The 15,795-nt window shown below is 59.8% G+C and carries 10 protein-coding genes; 3 read left to right on the top strand and 7 right to left on the bottom strand.

Translation table 11 applies throughout. From position 1 onward, the window contains the following. Positions 1-250: 250 nt before the first annotated feature. The 3 genes from TERRO_RS02845 to TERRO_RS02835 are packed head-to-tail and all read right to left on the bottom strand — an operon-like array spanning position 251 to position 2,713. The gene (locus tag TERRO_RS02845) at positions 251-751 is read right to left on the bottom strand and encodes a Pycsar system effector family protein (protein ID WP_041592418.1); all 501 of its coding nucleotides are present in this window, start codon (positions 749-751) and stop codon (positions 251-253) included. Between the two features lie 44 nt (positions 752-795). After that, positions 796-1,542: an adenylate/guanylate cyclase domain-containing protein gene (locus TERRO_RS02840; RefSeq protein ID WP_014784491.1), complete on the bottom strand. Its 747-nt coding sequence runs from the start codon at positions 1,540-1,542 to the stop codon at positions 796-798. Continuing rightward, complete coding sequence (locus tag TERRO_RS02835) at positions 1,523-2,713, bottom strand: adenylate/guanylate cyclase domain-containing protein (RefSeq protein WP_014784490.1); 1,191 nt, start codon at positions 2,711-2,713, stop codon at positions 1,523-1,525. The genes TERRO_RS02840 and TERRO_RS02835 overlap by 20 nt, the downstream gene beginning before the upstream one ends. A 71-nt stretch (positions 2,714-2,784) precedes the next feature. Here TERRO_RS02835 and TERRO_RS02830 point away from each other — a divergent pair, with 71 nt between their 5' ends. Then, positions 2,785-3,381, top strand: coding sequence for a class I SAM-dependent methyltransferase (locus tag TERRO_RS02830; protein ID WP_014784489.1), 597 nt, complete (start codon positions 2,785-2,787; stop codon positions 3,379-3,381). 868 nt (positions 3,382-4,249) lie between these two features. On the opposite strand, the gene TERRO_RS02825 is transcribed toward TERRO_RS02830, so the two are convergent. Continuing rightward, on the bottom strand, positions 4,250-5,668 hold the full coding sequence (locus TERRO_RS02825) for a CHASE2 domain-containing protein (RefSeq protein WP_014784488.1): 1,419 nt from the start codon (positions 5,666-5,668) through the stop codon (positions 4,250-4,252). Between the two features lie 259 nt (positions 5,669-5,927). Between TERRO_RS02825 and TERRO_RS02820 the strand changes: the two genes are divergently transcribed. Next, on the top strand, positions 5,928-7,247 hold the full coding sequence (locus tag TERRO_RS02820; RefSeq protein ID WP_014784487.1) for an MFS transporter: 1,320 nt from the start codon (positions 5,928-5,930) through the stop codon (positions 7,245-7,247). On the opposite strand, the gene dacB is transcribed toward TERRO_RS02820, so the two are convergent. Continuing rightward, positions 7,244-8,842: a D-alanyl-D-alanine carboxypeptidase/D-alanyl-D-alanine endopeptidase gene (gene dacB / locus TERRO_RS02815; protein ID WP_014784486.1), complete on the bottom strand. Its 1,599-nt coding sequence runs from the start codon at positions 8,840-8,842 to the stop codon at positions 7,244-7,246. The genes TERRO_RS02820 and dacB overlap by 4 nt on opposite strands. 104 nt (positions 8,843-8,946) lie before the next feature. Between dacB and folP the strand changes: the two genes are divergently transcribed. Further along, complete coding sequence (gene folP / locus TERRO_RS02810) at positions 8,947-9,816, top strand: dihydropteroate synthase (protein WP_014784485.1); 870 nt, start codon at positions 8,947-8,949, stop codon at positions 9,814-9,816. A gap of 12 nt (positions 9,817-9,828) precedes the next feature. Here the strand turns inward: folP and TERRO_RS02805 are convergent, their stop codons facing one another. Both TERRO_RS02805 and TERRO_RS02800 read right to left on the bottom strand, forming a co-directional pair. Next, the gene (locus TERRO_RS02805) at positions 9,829-13,722 is read right to left on the bottom strand and encodes a coiled-coil domain-containing protein (RefSeq protein ID WP_014784484.1); all 3,894 of its coding nucleotides are present in this window, start codon (positions 13,720-13,722) and stop codon (positions 9,829-9,831) included. Beyond that, positions 13,719-15,770 (bottom strand): vWA domain-containing protein, encoded by a 2,052-nt coding sequence (locus TERRO_RS02800; protein WP_014784483.1) that lies wholly within the window; start codon positions 15,768-15,770, stop codon positions 13,719-13,721. Before TERRO_RS02800 ends, TERRO_RS02805 begins: the two co-directional genes overlap by 4 nt. Positions 15,771-15,795 lie beyond the last annotated feature (25 nt).

The following is a 15,795-nucleotide window of genomic DNA, read 5'->3' as shown; positions in this document are numbered from 1 at the left end:
AGGCCCCGTGCAGACCGCGAAGCACCAGAACAAACCGCGTCCCCATGTCCGCAATGCGCAGCCAAATACGACGGAAGCGGCGTCGACAACGCCGACAAGGTAGCCGCCGCAGTGACCATCCCACCCGAAGACGTAAAGGAAGAGAGCGAAACCAAGCCGCCAACCATCCAGTAGGCGCCTCGCACTCAAACCAACACGCGACAACAAAGGGCCGACGTAAACGCGTCGGCTCTTTGTCATCCCAAGAGCATTAACTCCCGCTTTTCCCTTTAACAATCGCTCCTAGTAGGAGAGTTAAGAGCCCGCCGATACTGCCCGCGATGATGGCGTAACGAAGCCACTGGTATTTGCTCTTAGCGACACGAGATAACTGATAGCTGTGCGCGACCACGGCTTCCTCTAACTCGCGCTCCGTCCTTGCCATGAAATGCTCGACATAAGCGCTCTCAGAGCCACTTTCGCTGATCCCTCTCCAATAGAAAAGACTCTTTGCTTTCGGAAATCTAGGGAATACGACCATGATGACAAAACACGCAGCGAGGACGAGGCATAGCGTCGCCACAAAAGCGATCCACACTTGGAATGTCCATGTGCACGGTCTAGAGACCCAGGACTTAGCTTCTCCGATCTGGTTTAGATACACCAACAATCCAGAAGAAGCCACAAAAGCAAACGCGCCCTTCTGCTCCGCGAAAACGACGTTATCCCACATGTTCTTATGGAGCTCGTTTGCGAACTTTTCAGAGGGCATGTGTCCAGTCTGCGGTGGTGCAACGAGGTGATTGGGCGGTGTACTCATAGAGGTCTGGTCCATCTTCCTATAAACTCGAAGTATCGGTAAGGTGCCCGTCCTTGAGCGTAAAGGTAGCCGGTCTCGGCGTTCTTAATGATGCACCATTGGTGCCATTCGGCAGGAATATGACGGGTAATGTTCTCTCCTATGAAGATCCCTTCCCCTGTGCCCTCCAACATCTTGCAGGCAACGTTAGCTGTCGTTCCAATTGCAACGCGCGAACCGAAACGCCTAGCTGCCCCGATTTGCGCAATAGTTACGGAGCCCTGATCCAATCCTGCTCGAATGCTAATGGGCGCCAAGCAATGCGAGGCGAGTAACGGGTTGACGCACCCTTGGAGTGTGTAAAAAATAGTCAATGCGCAGGCCAGTGCCGTATGTCCCGACTTACTGATCGATCCGCCACAATTATCGGGAAAGTAGACCATCAGCCCGTCTCCTGTATTCTTCTCGACCGTTCCTCCGTATTCTTCGGCGATCCGGATCATCTCGGTAAAGAAAATGTCATACGTCTTTAGCACGGCCAGTTGCTCATCGAGTGTTTCGGAAGGCCGCTTGGAGGAGGAAACTATGTCGATGAATAGGACGCTAAGATCGAGCCTCCTGCCGGTGCCTTGGGTCAGATCACCGTCTTGAGGAATGACTCTGCCAAGGTTCAGGATGGAATCTCTCGTTACACGCTCAAAAATGGAACGCACTCGCTCGTTTTGCAAAGACCAGTAAGCGGCTTCAAGACGATCTAGTATCATTCTCGTCCTCTCCTGAGACTTCAGCGCTCATATCCATCTCCCAATAAATAACTTCTTCACTCATACCTCTGAGACGGGCTGCCTTCTGCCGGATGAAGCCTTGATCGTTTTGGAAGTAGAGCTTGCGTAGGCGGTTGGAAACTGTGAACTGATTTGGCTCCATCTTTGAGAGCCTGACCGCAAAGTTGATAGCCTCACCAATGGCGTGGACGGGACTTTCCGCGGATTCGCCTTCTGGGATGAAGAGGAGAGGGCCGACTGCAGCTCCGATCCGCATTCCAATGGGAGTGACCAGTGTGTCAACTTCATCCTGCCACTCCTTGGCAAGACCGCTAGACATGCCAATTAGATCAGATGCACACTGCCGGACTTTATGGGCTAGACCAGTAGGATCGCCATCTGCGAGCCAGAAAACTAGCAGCGCGTCGCCGATGAATTTGTCGATTCGGCCCCCGTGTAATTCCACAATTCGTCTTGACTCCCTGTAGAAGCGCCCCATGATCGCGACACCCAGTTGTGGATCGGTCCGCGTTGCCCTGACGAACGTGCTGTAGCTGCAGAAGTCTGCAGACAGAACAATTGTTTCTTTGCCGTACTGTGCATCCGGTTCGATATCTCCCGGAACCGTCAAATGCACCTTGTTTACCGGCTTCCTTTGTCCTTGGGTGAAGAGGAGGTGCTCGATGTCTTCTACTGCAAGGGCTCCAACATTCGTCTTGAAGGCGTCTCGGAATGCGTTAACAAGATAGGACGCATCCCAAATAACCAGTTCTACCCCCATCGCGCGAAACTGCTTCGACGATGCTCTTAGATTTGCGCTTACCTTTGGGGGGATCTGCGCGGCAATAGCAAGTATTACCTGCGCGACCCTAAGGTTCTTGGGCATTTCGGAAATAGCGCGGAGTAACCGCGTTATTGTACGCTCGAGAGCATCAAGAGCGTGCTCCGTGTAAGGTGCCTTGACTTCAAAGAGAACCAGCGTGCCATCCGGCCTGTTTAAGACAAAGTCCGCGTTGAACGGGGGGATCGCGGAAGAATATTTTTTCTTGGGAACAACGAAATTCCGCATCAATACGTCGCGCGGAAACATTCTAGGCAGCAGAAGCGCCATTGCCTCTTCAAACAGTTCAGCTCTTAATTGGCCTTGTTGATGGATCTCGCGCTCTGACATTGTGAAGCTTAGTCTCTAACGAAATGCATTCCGTAACAAGTGAATGCGCGCTATAAGTACCACCATGAGCCATGACCGACCCGTCCAACGGCTACGAAGCAATCTCCACCCAATGGCTCGCAACCCGCGGCAACCGCAGCACCCACACGGACGCCGTCGGCGTGCCGGAGGTGCGGCGATGGGCGAAGACACTGCCACAGGGCAGCAGCGTGATCGATCTGGGTTGCGGCCCCGGCTTTCCCATCACCGCCGTACTGCTCGAAGAGGGGCTGGAGGTCTTCGGGGTGGATGCGTCGCCATCGCTGGTGGCAGCCTTCCAACAGAACCTGCCTGGCACACCGGTCCGTTGTGAATCCGTCCTGGACTCCACCTTCTTCGACCGGACCTTCGAAGCGGTCGTGGCCATCGGCCTGATCTTCCTCCTCAAGCCCGAGGAGCAACCCCATCTCCTCCACAGAATCACCATCGCCCTCGCCCCCGGCGGCCGTCTCCTCTTCACCGCCCCCGCCCAGCCGCACACATGGACCGACCTCATGACAGGCCTCGAATCCACCTCACTGGGCGCAGAGGTCTACCGCACCCACCTCGCAGCAGCAGGCCTCACCGTCACCACCGAGTTCGAAGACCAGGGCCAGAACCACTACATCGAAGCCCGCAAGACCGGCTAAGCGGCAAAGAGAGCCTGGCGGGTGCCCCACGTCTCGCTTCTGAGACGTAGGATTCGGACATTCACCATTGGATCTCGAGGAAGCTCACACAACGGGTGCCCCATACATACGCAGAGCGGATGTGTGGGCTCGCGCAAAGCACGACTCTGCCAAAGGCGGGCTGATGGTCTTCGACATCCAGCGCAGGCAAAGGCGAGCTGAAAGCCCGCGCCATCCCAGCCCAGCCCTGGGTACAGTGCAAGTGACAACACCAAGGACCGAAGGCGCGCGGCATCCAGCACAGGCCAAGGCGGGCTGAAGGCCCGCGACTTCCCAGCCCAGGGCAAAGCCCTGGGTACAGTGGCAGGAACACCTCAGCGGACTGAAGGTCCGCGACAAAGGGCAAAGTGTCTAGGGGATCAATGCGTCAACGACGAGAGTTCGGGTGCCCCACGTCTCGCCTCTGAGACGTGGGATTCTAACCCCTAAGTGAGCCCGAGAAGCGCCGCCCGCGCAAACCTGTCAAGCCCCCAGGACATCACAAAACCCCGTAAACAAAGCGCAATCAGTCGTTTACGGGGCAAAATTAGTTGGCGGGTTCCCTGCACCAAATCTCTACAATGGAATCAGGTGCCTTTCACCCTCCGCACCTTTGCAACAGAGAAACCGCTAAGTCCTTTAGAATCTCATTTTTGCGTGTAACTCGTTTCGAATCAAATTTTTGCCAATTCGGGAATCGTCAACTCGTTTCGAATCAGATTTTTACGGGAAACGCGGGGGGGGGGGAGGGTCCCCCAGTCGAGATCAGCCCTGCGTTCCGCCCTCACTCCCAGGACGGTTCATCGGAGCCCATCCCTCCGGTGGATTCTCTGGTCCGCCTGGCACCGTGTCATCCTTGGTGGCTTTCGGTTTTGAGGGTGGGTGCATCGGCTTCGGCGGCATCGGCTTTGGCATGGTGTTCTTCCTTTCGATGGTGATGATGTGCGTGGATCAGTGGGTGTTCAGCCGACTCCGCCGAGTAGTGCAGCAGGCGTGTAATCGCAATGAACAGAATGTCTCCGTAGATCAGCAACGGAGGCAGGAACCGCAGGGCAAACGCCAGGACAGAAGTCGCAACAATCAACACAGCAGCCCAGAACACCACCCACACATACCGCTGGCGCGGGTAAGCGTACCGAAGCAGAAACTTGTTCTTCCAGTGCGGTCGATAGGTCACCAGCAGAACCGGAAGTCCCTCCATCACAAACACAAACACCGCAAACAACGCGAAGCTCGCCTCGATCGGCACCGTCCGCAGATAGTCCCCGGACAACAGGCTCTCCATGTACATCGCCTGCAACTGGAAGCCGAACATATGCCGCCCAAGCACGTTCTTCAGGTCGCTGGCATTCTCTGACCCAATCACCACTACCTTGCCCAGCAGCCGCGCCGGCAGCGGCTGCCCGCTGCACTCCAGATCCCAGCGCTTCCGCACCGCAGCATCGCCCGCCGAACACAGCAGCTCTGTCGTCGTCACACGCGGCAAAGGCATCTCCAGGCTCGAGTAAGCATGATCGTCATGCGCGATCAGCCGCTGCACGCTCCGGCGCTCCACGAACTCCGGAGCGTACAGCTTCACCGCAGCCAGCATCAGCGAGTCCGCATACTGCGCCTCAGCCTCCGGATGTCCAGCCCTGCCATGCTCCTCCTCCGGAGCCTCCGCCAGCACCTGCCACCGCAACGGCAACCGCTCCGCATCCATATCCAGCCGAGTCAGCCCACGCACCACGTTCGGCGCCCCAAAGTCCAGCTGCGGCCTACGCACCAGGCAGGCCTTCCCAACCGGCTCCTCCAACCCATCCGTCGACTCCCCCACCACTACCGGCGCTCGCACCTCACGAACCGCCCGCAGCAAAGCCTCCGTCGACTCCGGAGTTCGACTGCAAGTGTTCGGACCGAAGAACTTGTCGATCACCACCACCGAAGGATTCTCCACCGACACCGCACGCAACACATCCGCCAGGTAAGCTCGCCCCAGACAGACATTGCTCTGCACCTCCTCCAGCTCCGCCGGAATCGCCACCGTCACCACATGCCCAGTAGTCACCGGACTCGCCCAGTCCAGGAACTTCGAGTACCAACGACCATAAGAGCTGGACCGAGTCTCATCACGCAGCACGCACTCGCTGGAAAGCACCTCCAGCCGCTCGCGATACTCCCACACAATCAGCAGGCTCAGAGCGCACAGGTACAGCACCGCCAGCCACACATGCGACCAGCGGCCACTGTGTCTGAAGTGAGAATGTGTCCTTGCCGGCCGTACGTCCATCGCATCTCCGTCGCTGCAGAACAACGACGCGGTGCAGAACCTCTGCAACCTCTTGCAGTCTTTACCGCAGATTCAGCGCAGATTGCTGCTGGATCTCTCGTTTCGCCTATCCTTCTGCAACTTCGTGTCCAGACCGGTCCACGAAGTTAAGGTCAGATAGACAAGACGAGCGCGGCCATTCTAGGAGCCGCGCGCGAAACCAGGCAATAGCAGATGCACGAGATGTCGAGGTGGTCAGGCGGAAGGTAGGATAGCCGCAATGGCTTCCAACACAAGCGACCTTACCTCCGAAGCTCCGGGCGCTCCCGTGTCGAATGCACCCGCTCGCCGCTACTACCCGCCATGGATCTTCGGCATTTTGTATGGTGGAACATTCAACGGCTTCGCCGCCGTTAGCTTGTCGCAGCTGCTGCCCGATCGCGGTGTCTCGCTGGAGCGCGTTGCGGAGATCGTGACGCTGATCCTCACGGCAAGCTACGTCAGCTTCCTCGTAACGCCGCTGGTCGATTGCGGTCTGCCACGGCGAGTCTGGGCAGGTCTATTAGCGATCACCGCTGCCATCTGCCTTGGCTGCAGCGTGCCGCTCCTCAACGCAGCAGGCCGCAACGGCGGTCACGGCGCGGGTTCCGTCACGCTGATGCTGGTGCTCTTCTTCGGCTATCTCTGCAACCAGATCTACACCAGCGCGATCGGCGGCATGGTGCCCAACCTCGTCGCACCGCAACGGCACGGAACCGTAAGCGCCTGGATGAACATCGCCTACCTCGCCCTCACCGGCGCTGGCGGCGCCCTCTCCGTGTGGGAGATCCGCCACCTTCCGCTCTCGCTCGCAATGCTCCTGGTTCCAGTCCCGATCCTGCTGGGTGCCATCCCCCTGCTCTTCCTCCCAAAAGAAACGCGCGATCCGCGGCCGGTCGGCGAGGCGATGCGCCAGCTCTTCCACAATCTGAGTGCAACGGCCAGGAAGCCGAGCTACCTCTTCGCGCTGCTTGTCTTTGTAGTCCCATCCGCAACGTTCGCACTGCAGAACCTCTTCGGTGGCATGGGCGCGGACTTCCACGCCGGTCCTGAGATGACCAACTGGACCGTCGGTCTTCTCTTCACCGCAGCATGCGCCATCGGCGCTGCGATTGGAGGTCCGCTCAGCAGCCGCATCGATCGCCGGCTGCTCTTCATCGCACCTGCCATGCTCGCCGCGCTCGGCAGCCTGGTCATGATCTTCGGGCCGCACACGCCATGGATGTTCGCGGGCGGCCTGTTTTTCTACAACCTGATGGCCGGCATCAACTACACCGCAACCAGCGCACTCGTCTTCCAGATCGTCGGCCGCGACAACCCGCTCTCCGCCACGCAATATTCCGTGTGCATCGCAGCCTGCAACCTGGCGATTGCAGGATCGGTCTTCATGGATGGACGAGGCTCCGGACACGGCGGCGCGAACGGCGCCCTGGCCGTCGACGCCGCGCTCAGTCTTATACTTGGCACCGTCGTGCTGGCGCTCATCTGGAAGTTTGGCGGCGGCTTTCCGAAGCCTCCTGCAAGTGAAGAGGAACTTGAGAGCGTCGCGAAGGCCGCTTAGTTCGTCGCCGCGATCGCCGCAACGATGCGATCCATCGCCTTCTGATCGTCACTCGTACGAGGCGTATGTGCGTTGACCATGATGGAGAAGATCAGCGTCTGCCCGCTGGCGCAGTCCACATAACCAGAGAGACCTCGTGCCTCGCTAAGCGTACCGGTCTTGGCAAAAACATGATCCTTCAATGGAGCCGCAGGAAACCGCGCACGCAACGTCCCGTCTTCACCGCCAACCGGGAACGATTCCTTCCAGACCGCGCCCCACGGCTGCGTCGCCGCATAGGCTAACAACTTCGCCGTCGCACGCGGTGTCACAAGGTCGTGGCCACTCAGACCGGAACCATCGAAGAAGAGAAAATCATCGCCATCGATGCCGACGGTCTTCGTCAGGAAGTAACGCACAACGCGCGCCCCCTGCGCGGAAGTTCCAGCGTTGAAGTAATAAAAACCAAGCTGCCGCAGGAAGAGTTCTGCATGCTGGTTCTCACTCGTCTTGTTCGTGATGGTGATGTCGTCGCCGAGTCGCGGCCCGGTATGTTCAGCAAGCACCTTAGACTGGCATGCGTCACACGCCGGAGTTGCTCCGAGAGGAGTGTCTCGAGAGAAGCGCATGAGTTTCGGAATCGGCTCAGTCGAATGCCGCGTGAAGCTCGTCTCGTAGAAGGCAGCATGCTTCGCCGTGACAGTGCCAGTTACCGAAATCCCACGAGCCTCCAGCGCCGCCTTCAACGCAGCGGCCGCATACTCCGCAGGCTCCGCGATACTCATGTCCTGCGAGTAAGGCGCAGAGCCAAGGGCGAGCGTGCCATAGATACGTATGACGCGCGAGCCCATGCTGCGCTGGATATCAAGCGCGGACTCGCCTCCCTTCGCCGTCGTCGTGGCTTGCATATCAACCGTATAGAACGGCAATGCAGGATCCATCACAACGGCCGGCTTGCTGCCAACAGTGGCGCCCGGCAGCACCTTCAGGTTGAACGCGTTGTCTGCGATCATCAACGCATTGATCGGCGCACCGTAGTACCAGGGCGAGTCGTCGATGGACCAATCCGACGGGTAAGGATCGTTAGGAAAGAGTGAATCGTCGCCAATAACGTTCCCCTTGATCTGCGTGATACCTGCAGCCTTCACCTTGTCGGCAAGTTCATCGATATAACGCAACTCATCCCGATGCGGCGCAGTGGTGCCCGCGGGCACGCGCACAAACGGCACAGGACGACCGGAGAAGTTGGCATCGCCGACTCCCTTCAACACAAGATCACCAGTCAAGGTCCCGCCGTCATAAAGACCGCTGCCGATCACCTGCGTCTTCAGATGTTCGTCCATCGGCAGCAGCGCCATCGCTGCGGCCGTCGTAAACAACTTTGCGTTCGACGCCGGCTGAAAGAGCTGCCCGTCATTCATCGCGGCAACAGGCGTGCCGTCCATCTTGGTTACGCTCACCCCCCAGTGCGCGCGCACAACGCCGGGCTCACTCGTGATGCGTGCGATCTGCTCGGCCAACGGCAGGTCTGCGTAGCTGGGAGGTGTCGCGGGAGTCTGAGCGTGGGCGCAGGCTGCGGTGAACAGCAGCGTGACACGGAAAATGTGGCGGATCATGCGGCGAGTTTAGCAAGGATCGCCGTGTTTTTGTCATGGCACAGGACCAACATCTCAAACGCGAGACGTCAGGCAAGCTAGCCTCACCTGCATAGAATGCTCCTATGCCCAACGCTTCACACGCGCGCTTGCACTGGCAGTTCCGCACACGCATGCTGCCGCTCGGCGAGAGAACGCGCATCATGGGCATTGTCAATGTCACGCCCGACTCGTTCAGCGATGGTGGCCATCACGCCTCCGCGAAAACTGTGATTGCGCACGCTCTGCGTCTCCTCGACGAAGGCGCGGACATCCTCGACATCGGTGGTGAGTCCACGCGGCCCGGCTCAACCGCTGCGACTGCGGAAGCAATCAGTGCAGCGGAAGAGCAGCGGCGTGTCCTGCCGGTCATCAAGGGCATCCTTCGCGCACGGCCCGATGCCATCGTCTCCATCGACACCTATCGAGCAAGCACCGCACGCCTGGCAGTAGAAGCGGGCGCAGAGATTGTGAACGATGTCAGCGGCGGCCTGTGGGATGCCGCCATGCTGCAGACATGCGCAGACTTGCAGTGCGGCCTAGTAGTGATGCACACACGAGGTCTGCCCGCAGAGTGGGCTTCGCTGCAACCACTCACAAACGAAGACGTCATCACTTCGGTCATCGAAGGCTTGCGCGAACGTTTGGCCGCGGCATTCGCGGCGGGCATTGCTCGAGAACAAATTGTGATCGATCCCGGCTTCGGATTCGGCAAGCGCGGCGCTGAGAACTGGGCACTACTTGCAGACTTGCGCCGTCTGCACGAACTCGGTCAGCCGCTACTGGTCGGCCTCTCACGCAAAGGCTTTCTCGACTCCGCAAAGCCGGCGGCAGAACGGGATGAAGCAACGCACGCCGCAGATGCCTCAGCCGTCCGGGCAGGTGCGCACATACTGCGCGTGCACGATGTGCGCGGAGCCGTGCGCTCCCTGGCAAGCATCTCAACCCACGACTAACAACGTAGCCACCTACTTACCCTTGCTAAGTCGCCGATAATATTCGGCGACAGAGTCGTTATATCCAGCAGGCACGGCATAAGCCTTGCCTGTGTGCGCGTCGGTCGTGTCGCCCGAGCGGTGTAACTGCAACTCCAGTTTGTCGACCGCGCGCAATACCTCCCCATGCATCTGCTCAACCAATGCTGGATTGCCGGGGAAGCGCCTTGGATCAAGGCCCTGCATCTGACGCTGCAACTCCGCAAGATCCTTCTGCGCCTGAGGGTCGTCCTTCACCATGCCGCGCAGCGCCTGCAGGTCGCGCAGACTCTGCTGGAAAGTACGTTCCGTATCTGCGGGATTTCCATCCGTCCCCTTCGCCCCGTAGCGCGGACCGCCTGTCGCGTAGGTGTTATTGCCGGTGTTCGAGGCACCGTTCACATCGCCCTGCCGACCACCGCCCCCCACACGATCTCCCAAATCACCGACGCGGCCGCTCTCGTTTCCTCCGCCGATATCATTCCCGCGTGTAAGCCCGCCGCCGCGATTGCCCGCTTGCTGACCGCCACCCTGCCCCTGCTGCTGCCCCTGACCACCCTGCCCCTGACCGCCCTCCCCCTGACCACTCTGTGCAGACTGCTGACCACTGCCGTTGCGCGCCTGGCCGGACTGACCACCACCCTGCCCCTGGCCGCTCTGCTGTCCCTGACTGGAGCCTTGACTGTTGCGGCCGTTCTGACCCGGATGACCACGATCCAACGCTGTACCCTGACGAGCCGCCTGCATCGCCTGCAACTGGCTCCGCAGACGCTCCACCTGACCAAGCGCAGCCGTCTGATCGGGCTTGCCTGTATCCGTGCCACGGCCGCCTGCAAGTGATCCTTTGCCAAGCGAACCCTGCGCCGCCCGCAGTTGCTGCCCCAGCTTAGACAAGCCATCGGCAATATTCTTTTCCGTGCCGTTTGTATTCGGATTGATCCCGCTGCGCAGCCAGTCCGCCGTGCGTTGCAAATGGTTGTCGAGATCCGACTGATCCATCTCCGACAGCGCATCACGTAACTTCTTCGAGGTCTCCGGCTGACTGCCCGCCATCTGCCGCGCCGTCTCGCGCATTTGGTTCTGCAGCTTGGACAGGCCATTCGACAACTCCTGTCGATCGGCCGAAAGCTGGCGACGCTCCTGGATCTTGCGCGTCATCGCATCGCGGTCGAAGTTCTGATTCTCCACGGACGAAGCGAACTTGTTGATGCGTTCCGCCTGCGCGCGCTCCTCCTGCTGCAGACGTTCGGCCTCGCGCGACATCGCTCCCATCCGATTCCCTGCGATGTCCTGCTGAGCTCCACCCAACAGTCCGGTCGCCTCACGCAGACGTGCCGCCGCCTGCCGCTGTGCCTCCGTACTGCTGCCCTGCTGCGGCTGTCCGGATGTACCCGCACGCTTCATCGCATCATTCGCCGCGCGCATGCGTGACAACGCCTGCTCAATCCGTTGATCCGAAGCAGACTGCCTGCCTCCACTCTGCTGACGCGAGGATGCCTGCTGCTGCGAGCGAGACTGCGAGCCGGAAGTTCCACCCGCCTGTGAACCCGACGCACTCTGGCTGCCACTCTGTCCCTGCTGACCAGACTGACCTTGTTGTCCAGACTGTCCCTGTTGTCCCGACTGTCCTTGCTGGCCCTGCTGTCCTTGCTGGCCCTGCTGGCCCTGCTGGCCCTGCTGGCCATTCTTCGCAAGCTGCTCCATCTGCCGCTGCAACTGCTCCGCCTCACGACGCAGCATCTCCTGCTGCCAGCGCTCCTGGAAGCTCTGCTGCGGATTCTTCTGCTGGTTCGCTAGCTCCTCCTGCCGCTTTGCAAGCGCGTCCAGCTTTGCAAGCGCGTCTTCCACTTCCTTCGCATGCTCTTCCTGCGGAGAGGAAGTACGCGCCGTCTCATACTGATTCTTCTCTGTGTCCAGTTCCAGATCGAAGAGGCTTGCAAGATCGCGGCCTGTGCTCTGTCCACCACCGCCGCCGCCGCCGCCCTGCTGTCCAAAGGCCACCTGTATCTGCCGGAAGGTCGCCTCAGCGCGCAGCAGCGCCTGCAGCGCCTTCTGCTCACTCACAAGAGCTTCCTGCCACTTCACCACGGCAAGCTTCTCACTCGCCGGCAGCATATTTTTCGCTGCCTCCTGCATGTCCTTTTCAAAGCCCGTGAACTCTTCATTCGCACCGGCAAGGTCGCGACTGTTGATGCGTGCCGAGAGAGCCATCACCTGATCGCGTAACTTAGACTGCGCACCGCTCAAAAAATCGCCTTGCGTCTTCGCTGCCCGCTCCGTCGCAGACTTGTCGTTGATCTGCTTCCACGTCTGCGCAATCAGCTCTTTCTCTCGCTTCGAAATTTCAGTCTGGCCGCCCTGCTGGCCACCACCACCGCCGCCTCCGCCGCCACCCTGTTGCGACTGCGAAAACTCGCGCTCGAAAGGATCAGCCTGGATGAAGCTGATGTCTGTCTTCGCTTCCGCATGACCGTCCTTCGCCGTCGCGTACACGCTGACCAGATCACCCGGCTGCATCTTAAAATCTTCCAGGCGCAGCGTGTACGAGCCATCCGCATTCTTCGCACCGGGCTGCTTCAGCATGGCGATGTCCTTGTCCGGCCCGCCGTTCACTGAGTAGTGCAGATGCATGTCTCGCAAACCGAACTGCGCCGATCCCTTCACACCAACTGTGACCTCTTCGATCGGGCTTGCGCGGTAGTCGCGGCCCGGCTTCTCGATGGCGATCTGCGGTGCCTCTGCCTTATCCGTCGCAATGAAGTAGTCCTCGCTCAAGCGAACTGGCAGTCCGTCGCTGGTGGCGGCCACGTGATAGGCGCCATCCTTGTTCATAGCGATAGTGCCCTTGTATTTATTGCCTTCAATGCTCGTCAGGTGGACGGTGCCGCCGCTATCCAGCGTCAGGTTGCCGTCCTTCAGCGGTCGGTCCATCTCGATCTCAAGATCTGCATTCGTACCTTCAATCGCCCGAAGATCGCCCGCATGATCGCTCGTCTCCGTCTTCAACCCGGTCCACACCGGATAGCGATACGTCACCTTCACGGACTTCACAGAAGGCAGATCGACCACACGCACCTTGTAGTGCGGCGATGTAAGCGGCCCCGCTGTGACGTAGTACTCCACGTTCTCCGGCAAACCGGTAAAAGTGAACTGGTACGACGGATTGCCCGTCATCGATGCCGAGGGCTGCATCGCAACAGGCTCCCAGCCCTTGCTGCTGTTGAAGTGCGCAAAGATCTCCACCTTATCCGGATGTAAATTCGTCACCTGCGCCGTGATCAACTGGTCGCTGTTACGCCGCACAGCCACATCGCCCGGCAGCACGCTGATCGCATACAGGGGCTGCTCCGTCTTCTTCGGCCCAGTCCAAAGCAGCGATGCGCCATAACCCATAAAACCCGGACCGGCATAGATCATCCACAACAACAACCCCAGGCAGGCAGTGGTAACACCGGCCAGCGCGGCTAGTACAGACACAGGTGCCATCGACGAGGGTGGCGCATCCGCAGTACGTGTCAGCGTATCCGCAGCAAGCAGCTCCAGGAACGGATTCGACTCATCCGTATCGCGTTCGTGAAACGTGCGCAGACGATCTTCCAGCTGCGGATGCGCCGCCTCGGCATCCTGTACCGCGCTCGATTTTGTAAGGTGGACCAGCGGCCAGAAGATGCCTGCGCCCGCTGCTGCGATAAGTCCCACGATCAGCACCAGACGCGCCTTGATCGTGCCGCCCTCCGGAAAGGCGTAATGATCAAGCAACACCACCAGCAGCACCGTCAGCACAAGTGCCGTAGCAAAGAAGATCGCAGCACCACGCAGGCCCGCACGCACCTGCAGCATCCGTCGAACACGTGCAATGTAGCCATGCAATTCGCGCTGTTTGCTCATGCGTCCTCCCGCTGCGTGCCCATGTAGCCGCTGGAGACGAACGTCTCCGCAAGCGCTACGAGAAGTGCAAGCAGCATAACCCACCACCACAATCCAACGGCCCGATACTTCACATCACCCGCCACCGCAGCCTGTGTAGCTTCCGCGGGTGCAGCCGTGTTACTACCACTCCATAACTGCTGCGTATCGTCCGGCATCGGCTGCAGGTCGCTCTCAAGCCGATCCGGATTCACGCCGATGACCGCATCCTTCCCATTCGCAAAGCGCACCTGGTAAAAGCCCGCATGATCCAGGCGGAAAGCTCGCGCAGTCCGCGCCTCCTCCAGCGAGAGCGGCCGCTTACCCGCCGGGTCAACCACCTCCGCGCTCGCACTTGCTCCAGCGGCCACGCCACCGCTGCGCAACTGCACAAAACTGTCCACCAACCGCGACCCGCTCAGCCGCTCCGTCCCGCTCAGATAACGCGCAGCACGATCGACAAACGCCACAAACACCGGATGCAACGGCAGATCATTCGTCAGGTTGTCGAAACCCGTGGTGAACAGCAGCACATGCCCCTCACCCATCGACTTGTCCATCAGCAGCGGAGTGCCATCACTCAGCCGCGCAACCACCCGCGCATTACCCGGATCGACAACCGACGCATACAGAATCTTCGTCTCCGCCCATCCACCGTTGTCGCGCCCCGGCTGTGCATCCGCAAGCGCAGGATGCGTGAAGTCCACCTGACCAACGGTCGTCGCAACGCCCCCAGCACGCGCATACTCGCGGGCATCCTTAACCTCAGATCCCCAAAGCGGAATCCGCGCAGGATGACCCGCGCCGGTACCCAGCGCGATCATCACGCTGCCACCCTTGCTCACATACTCCTGCAGGTTCCGTTCAAAGATCGACGGCAGCGCAACAGCATCGGAGATCACCACAAACGCAAAGCGCGCAGGATCAAGATCATTCGTACTCGCTGCACTCGCCGCCTGCATGCTGAACGAAGCCTGCGCCGCAGCAGCCAGTGCCGTACCAAAGTAAAGCTCCGAACGAGTGTCTCCCTGCCCGCGCACGAACAACACCTTCTGCGGATCGGAACGCCGCACCGCAAAGACGCTCGCATCATCCAGCGGGAACGCATCGGCCGCATCCACACGGACCTCGCACTTACTGAATCCGTATCCAATATCAAGCGGTGCGAACTCTACCGTCGCACGGCCATTCGCAGGCACATCGACCCTCTTCGTCGCAATGCTGCGTCCATTCACCAGCAACGAAACATTCTTCGAAGCAGCAGGCGCATTCAACCCTGCAATCACCGCCAGCACCCGCGACTTCTTCGTGTCCTTTGGATCGGCCAGCTCCGCCGGCGCATCCACACTCGCCACCGTCCAGTTCGGCGACGCAACTCCCTTCACCACCGCGTGCAGGATCAGCTTCGTCTCCGCGGGCAGCACCATGTCGGCAAAGTTCGCAGGCATCGCAGACTTCTGCATGTCACTGAACAGGTGGAGATCCGCAGGCCCCTTCGTCTGTTCCCCCAGCGCGCGAATGTCGCGCCCCAGCTCACCGAAACTCGCATGCCCATCCCCGGGCTGCACGCCCTCCAGCGCATTCCGCAGCTGAACCACGTCGTCGATCGGCTGCGTCAGCATCGCAACCTGCCCGCCCAGCGCAACGATCTGCGCCTTCTGCGAAGCAGGCTTCGCAGCCAGCAACACCAGCGCCTGCTGCTTCGCATCTGCAAAGCGAGTCCCTGCACGCATGCTGAACGAGTTATCCAGCACGATCAGCATCAACCGGCCCGCCGGATCACTGGCAAGCCGTCGAAGAAAAGGATTCGCAAACGCCAGAACCACCAGCAACAACAGCGACGCACGCAACGCAAACAGCAACAGGTATTTCAGCCGCTTATGCTTCGTAGAGCTCTGCGTGCCGCGCTCAAAAAACATGAGCGACGCCATCGGTCGCGGCACCGTAATATGACGCTTCAACAGGTGCACAAACACCGGCACACCCAGTGCCAGCAGTCCTCCAAGAAACCATGGCGAGAGGAACCCCATCACAGGACCCCGCTTTCCGACGCAA

The organism is Terriglobus roseus DSM 18391 (assembly GCF_000265425.1).
Lineage (GTDB): Bacteria > Acidobacteriota > Terriglobia > Terriglobales > Acidobacteriaceae > Terriglobus > Terriglobus roseus.
This window is presented reverse-complemented; position numbering and strand designations above follow the sequence as displayed.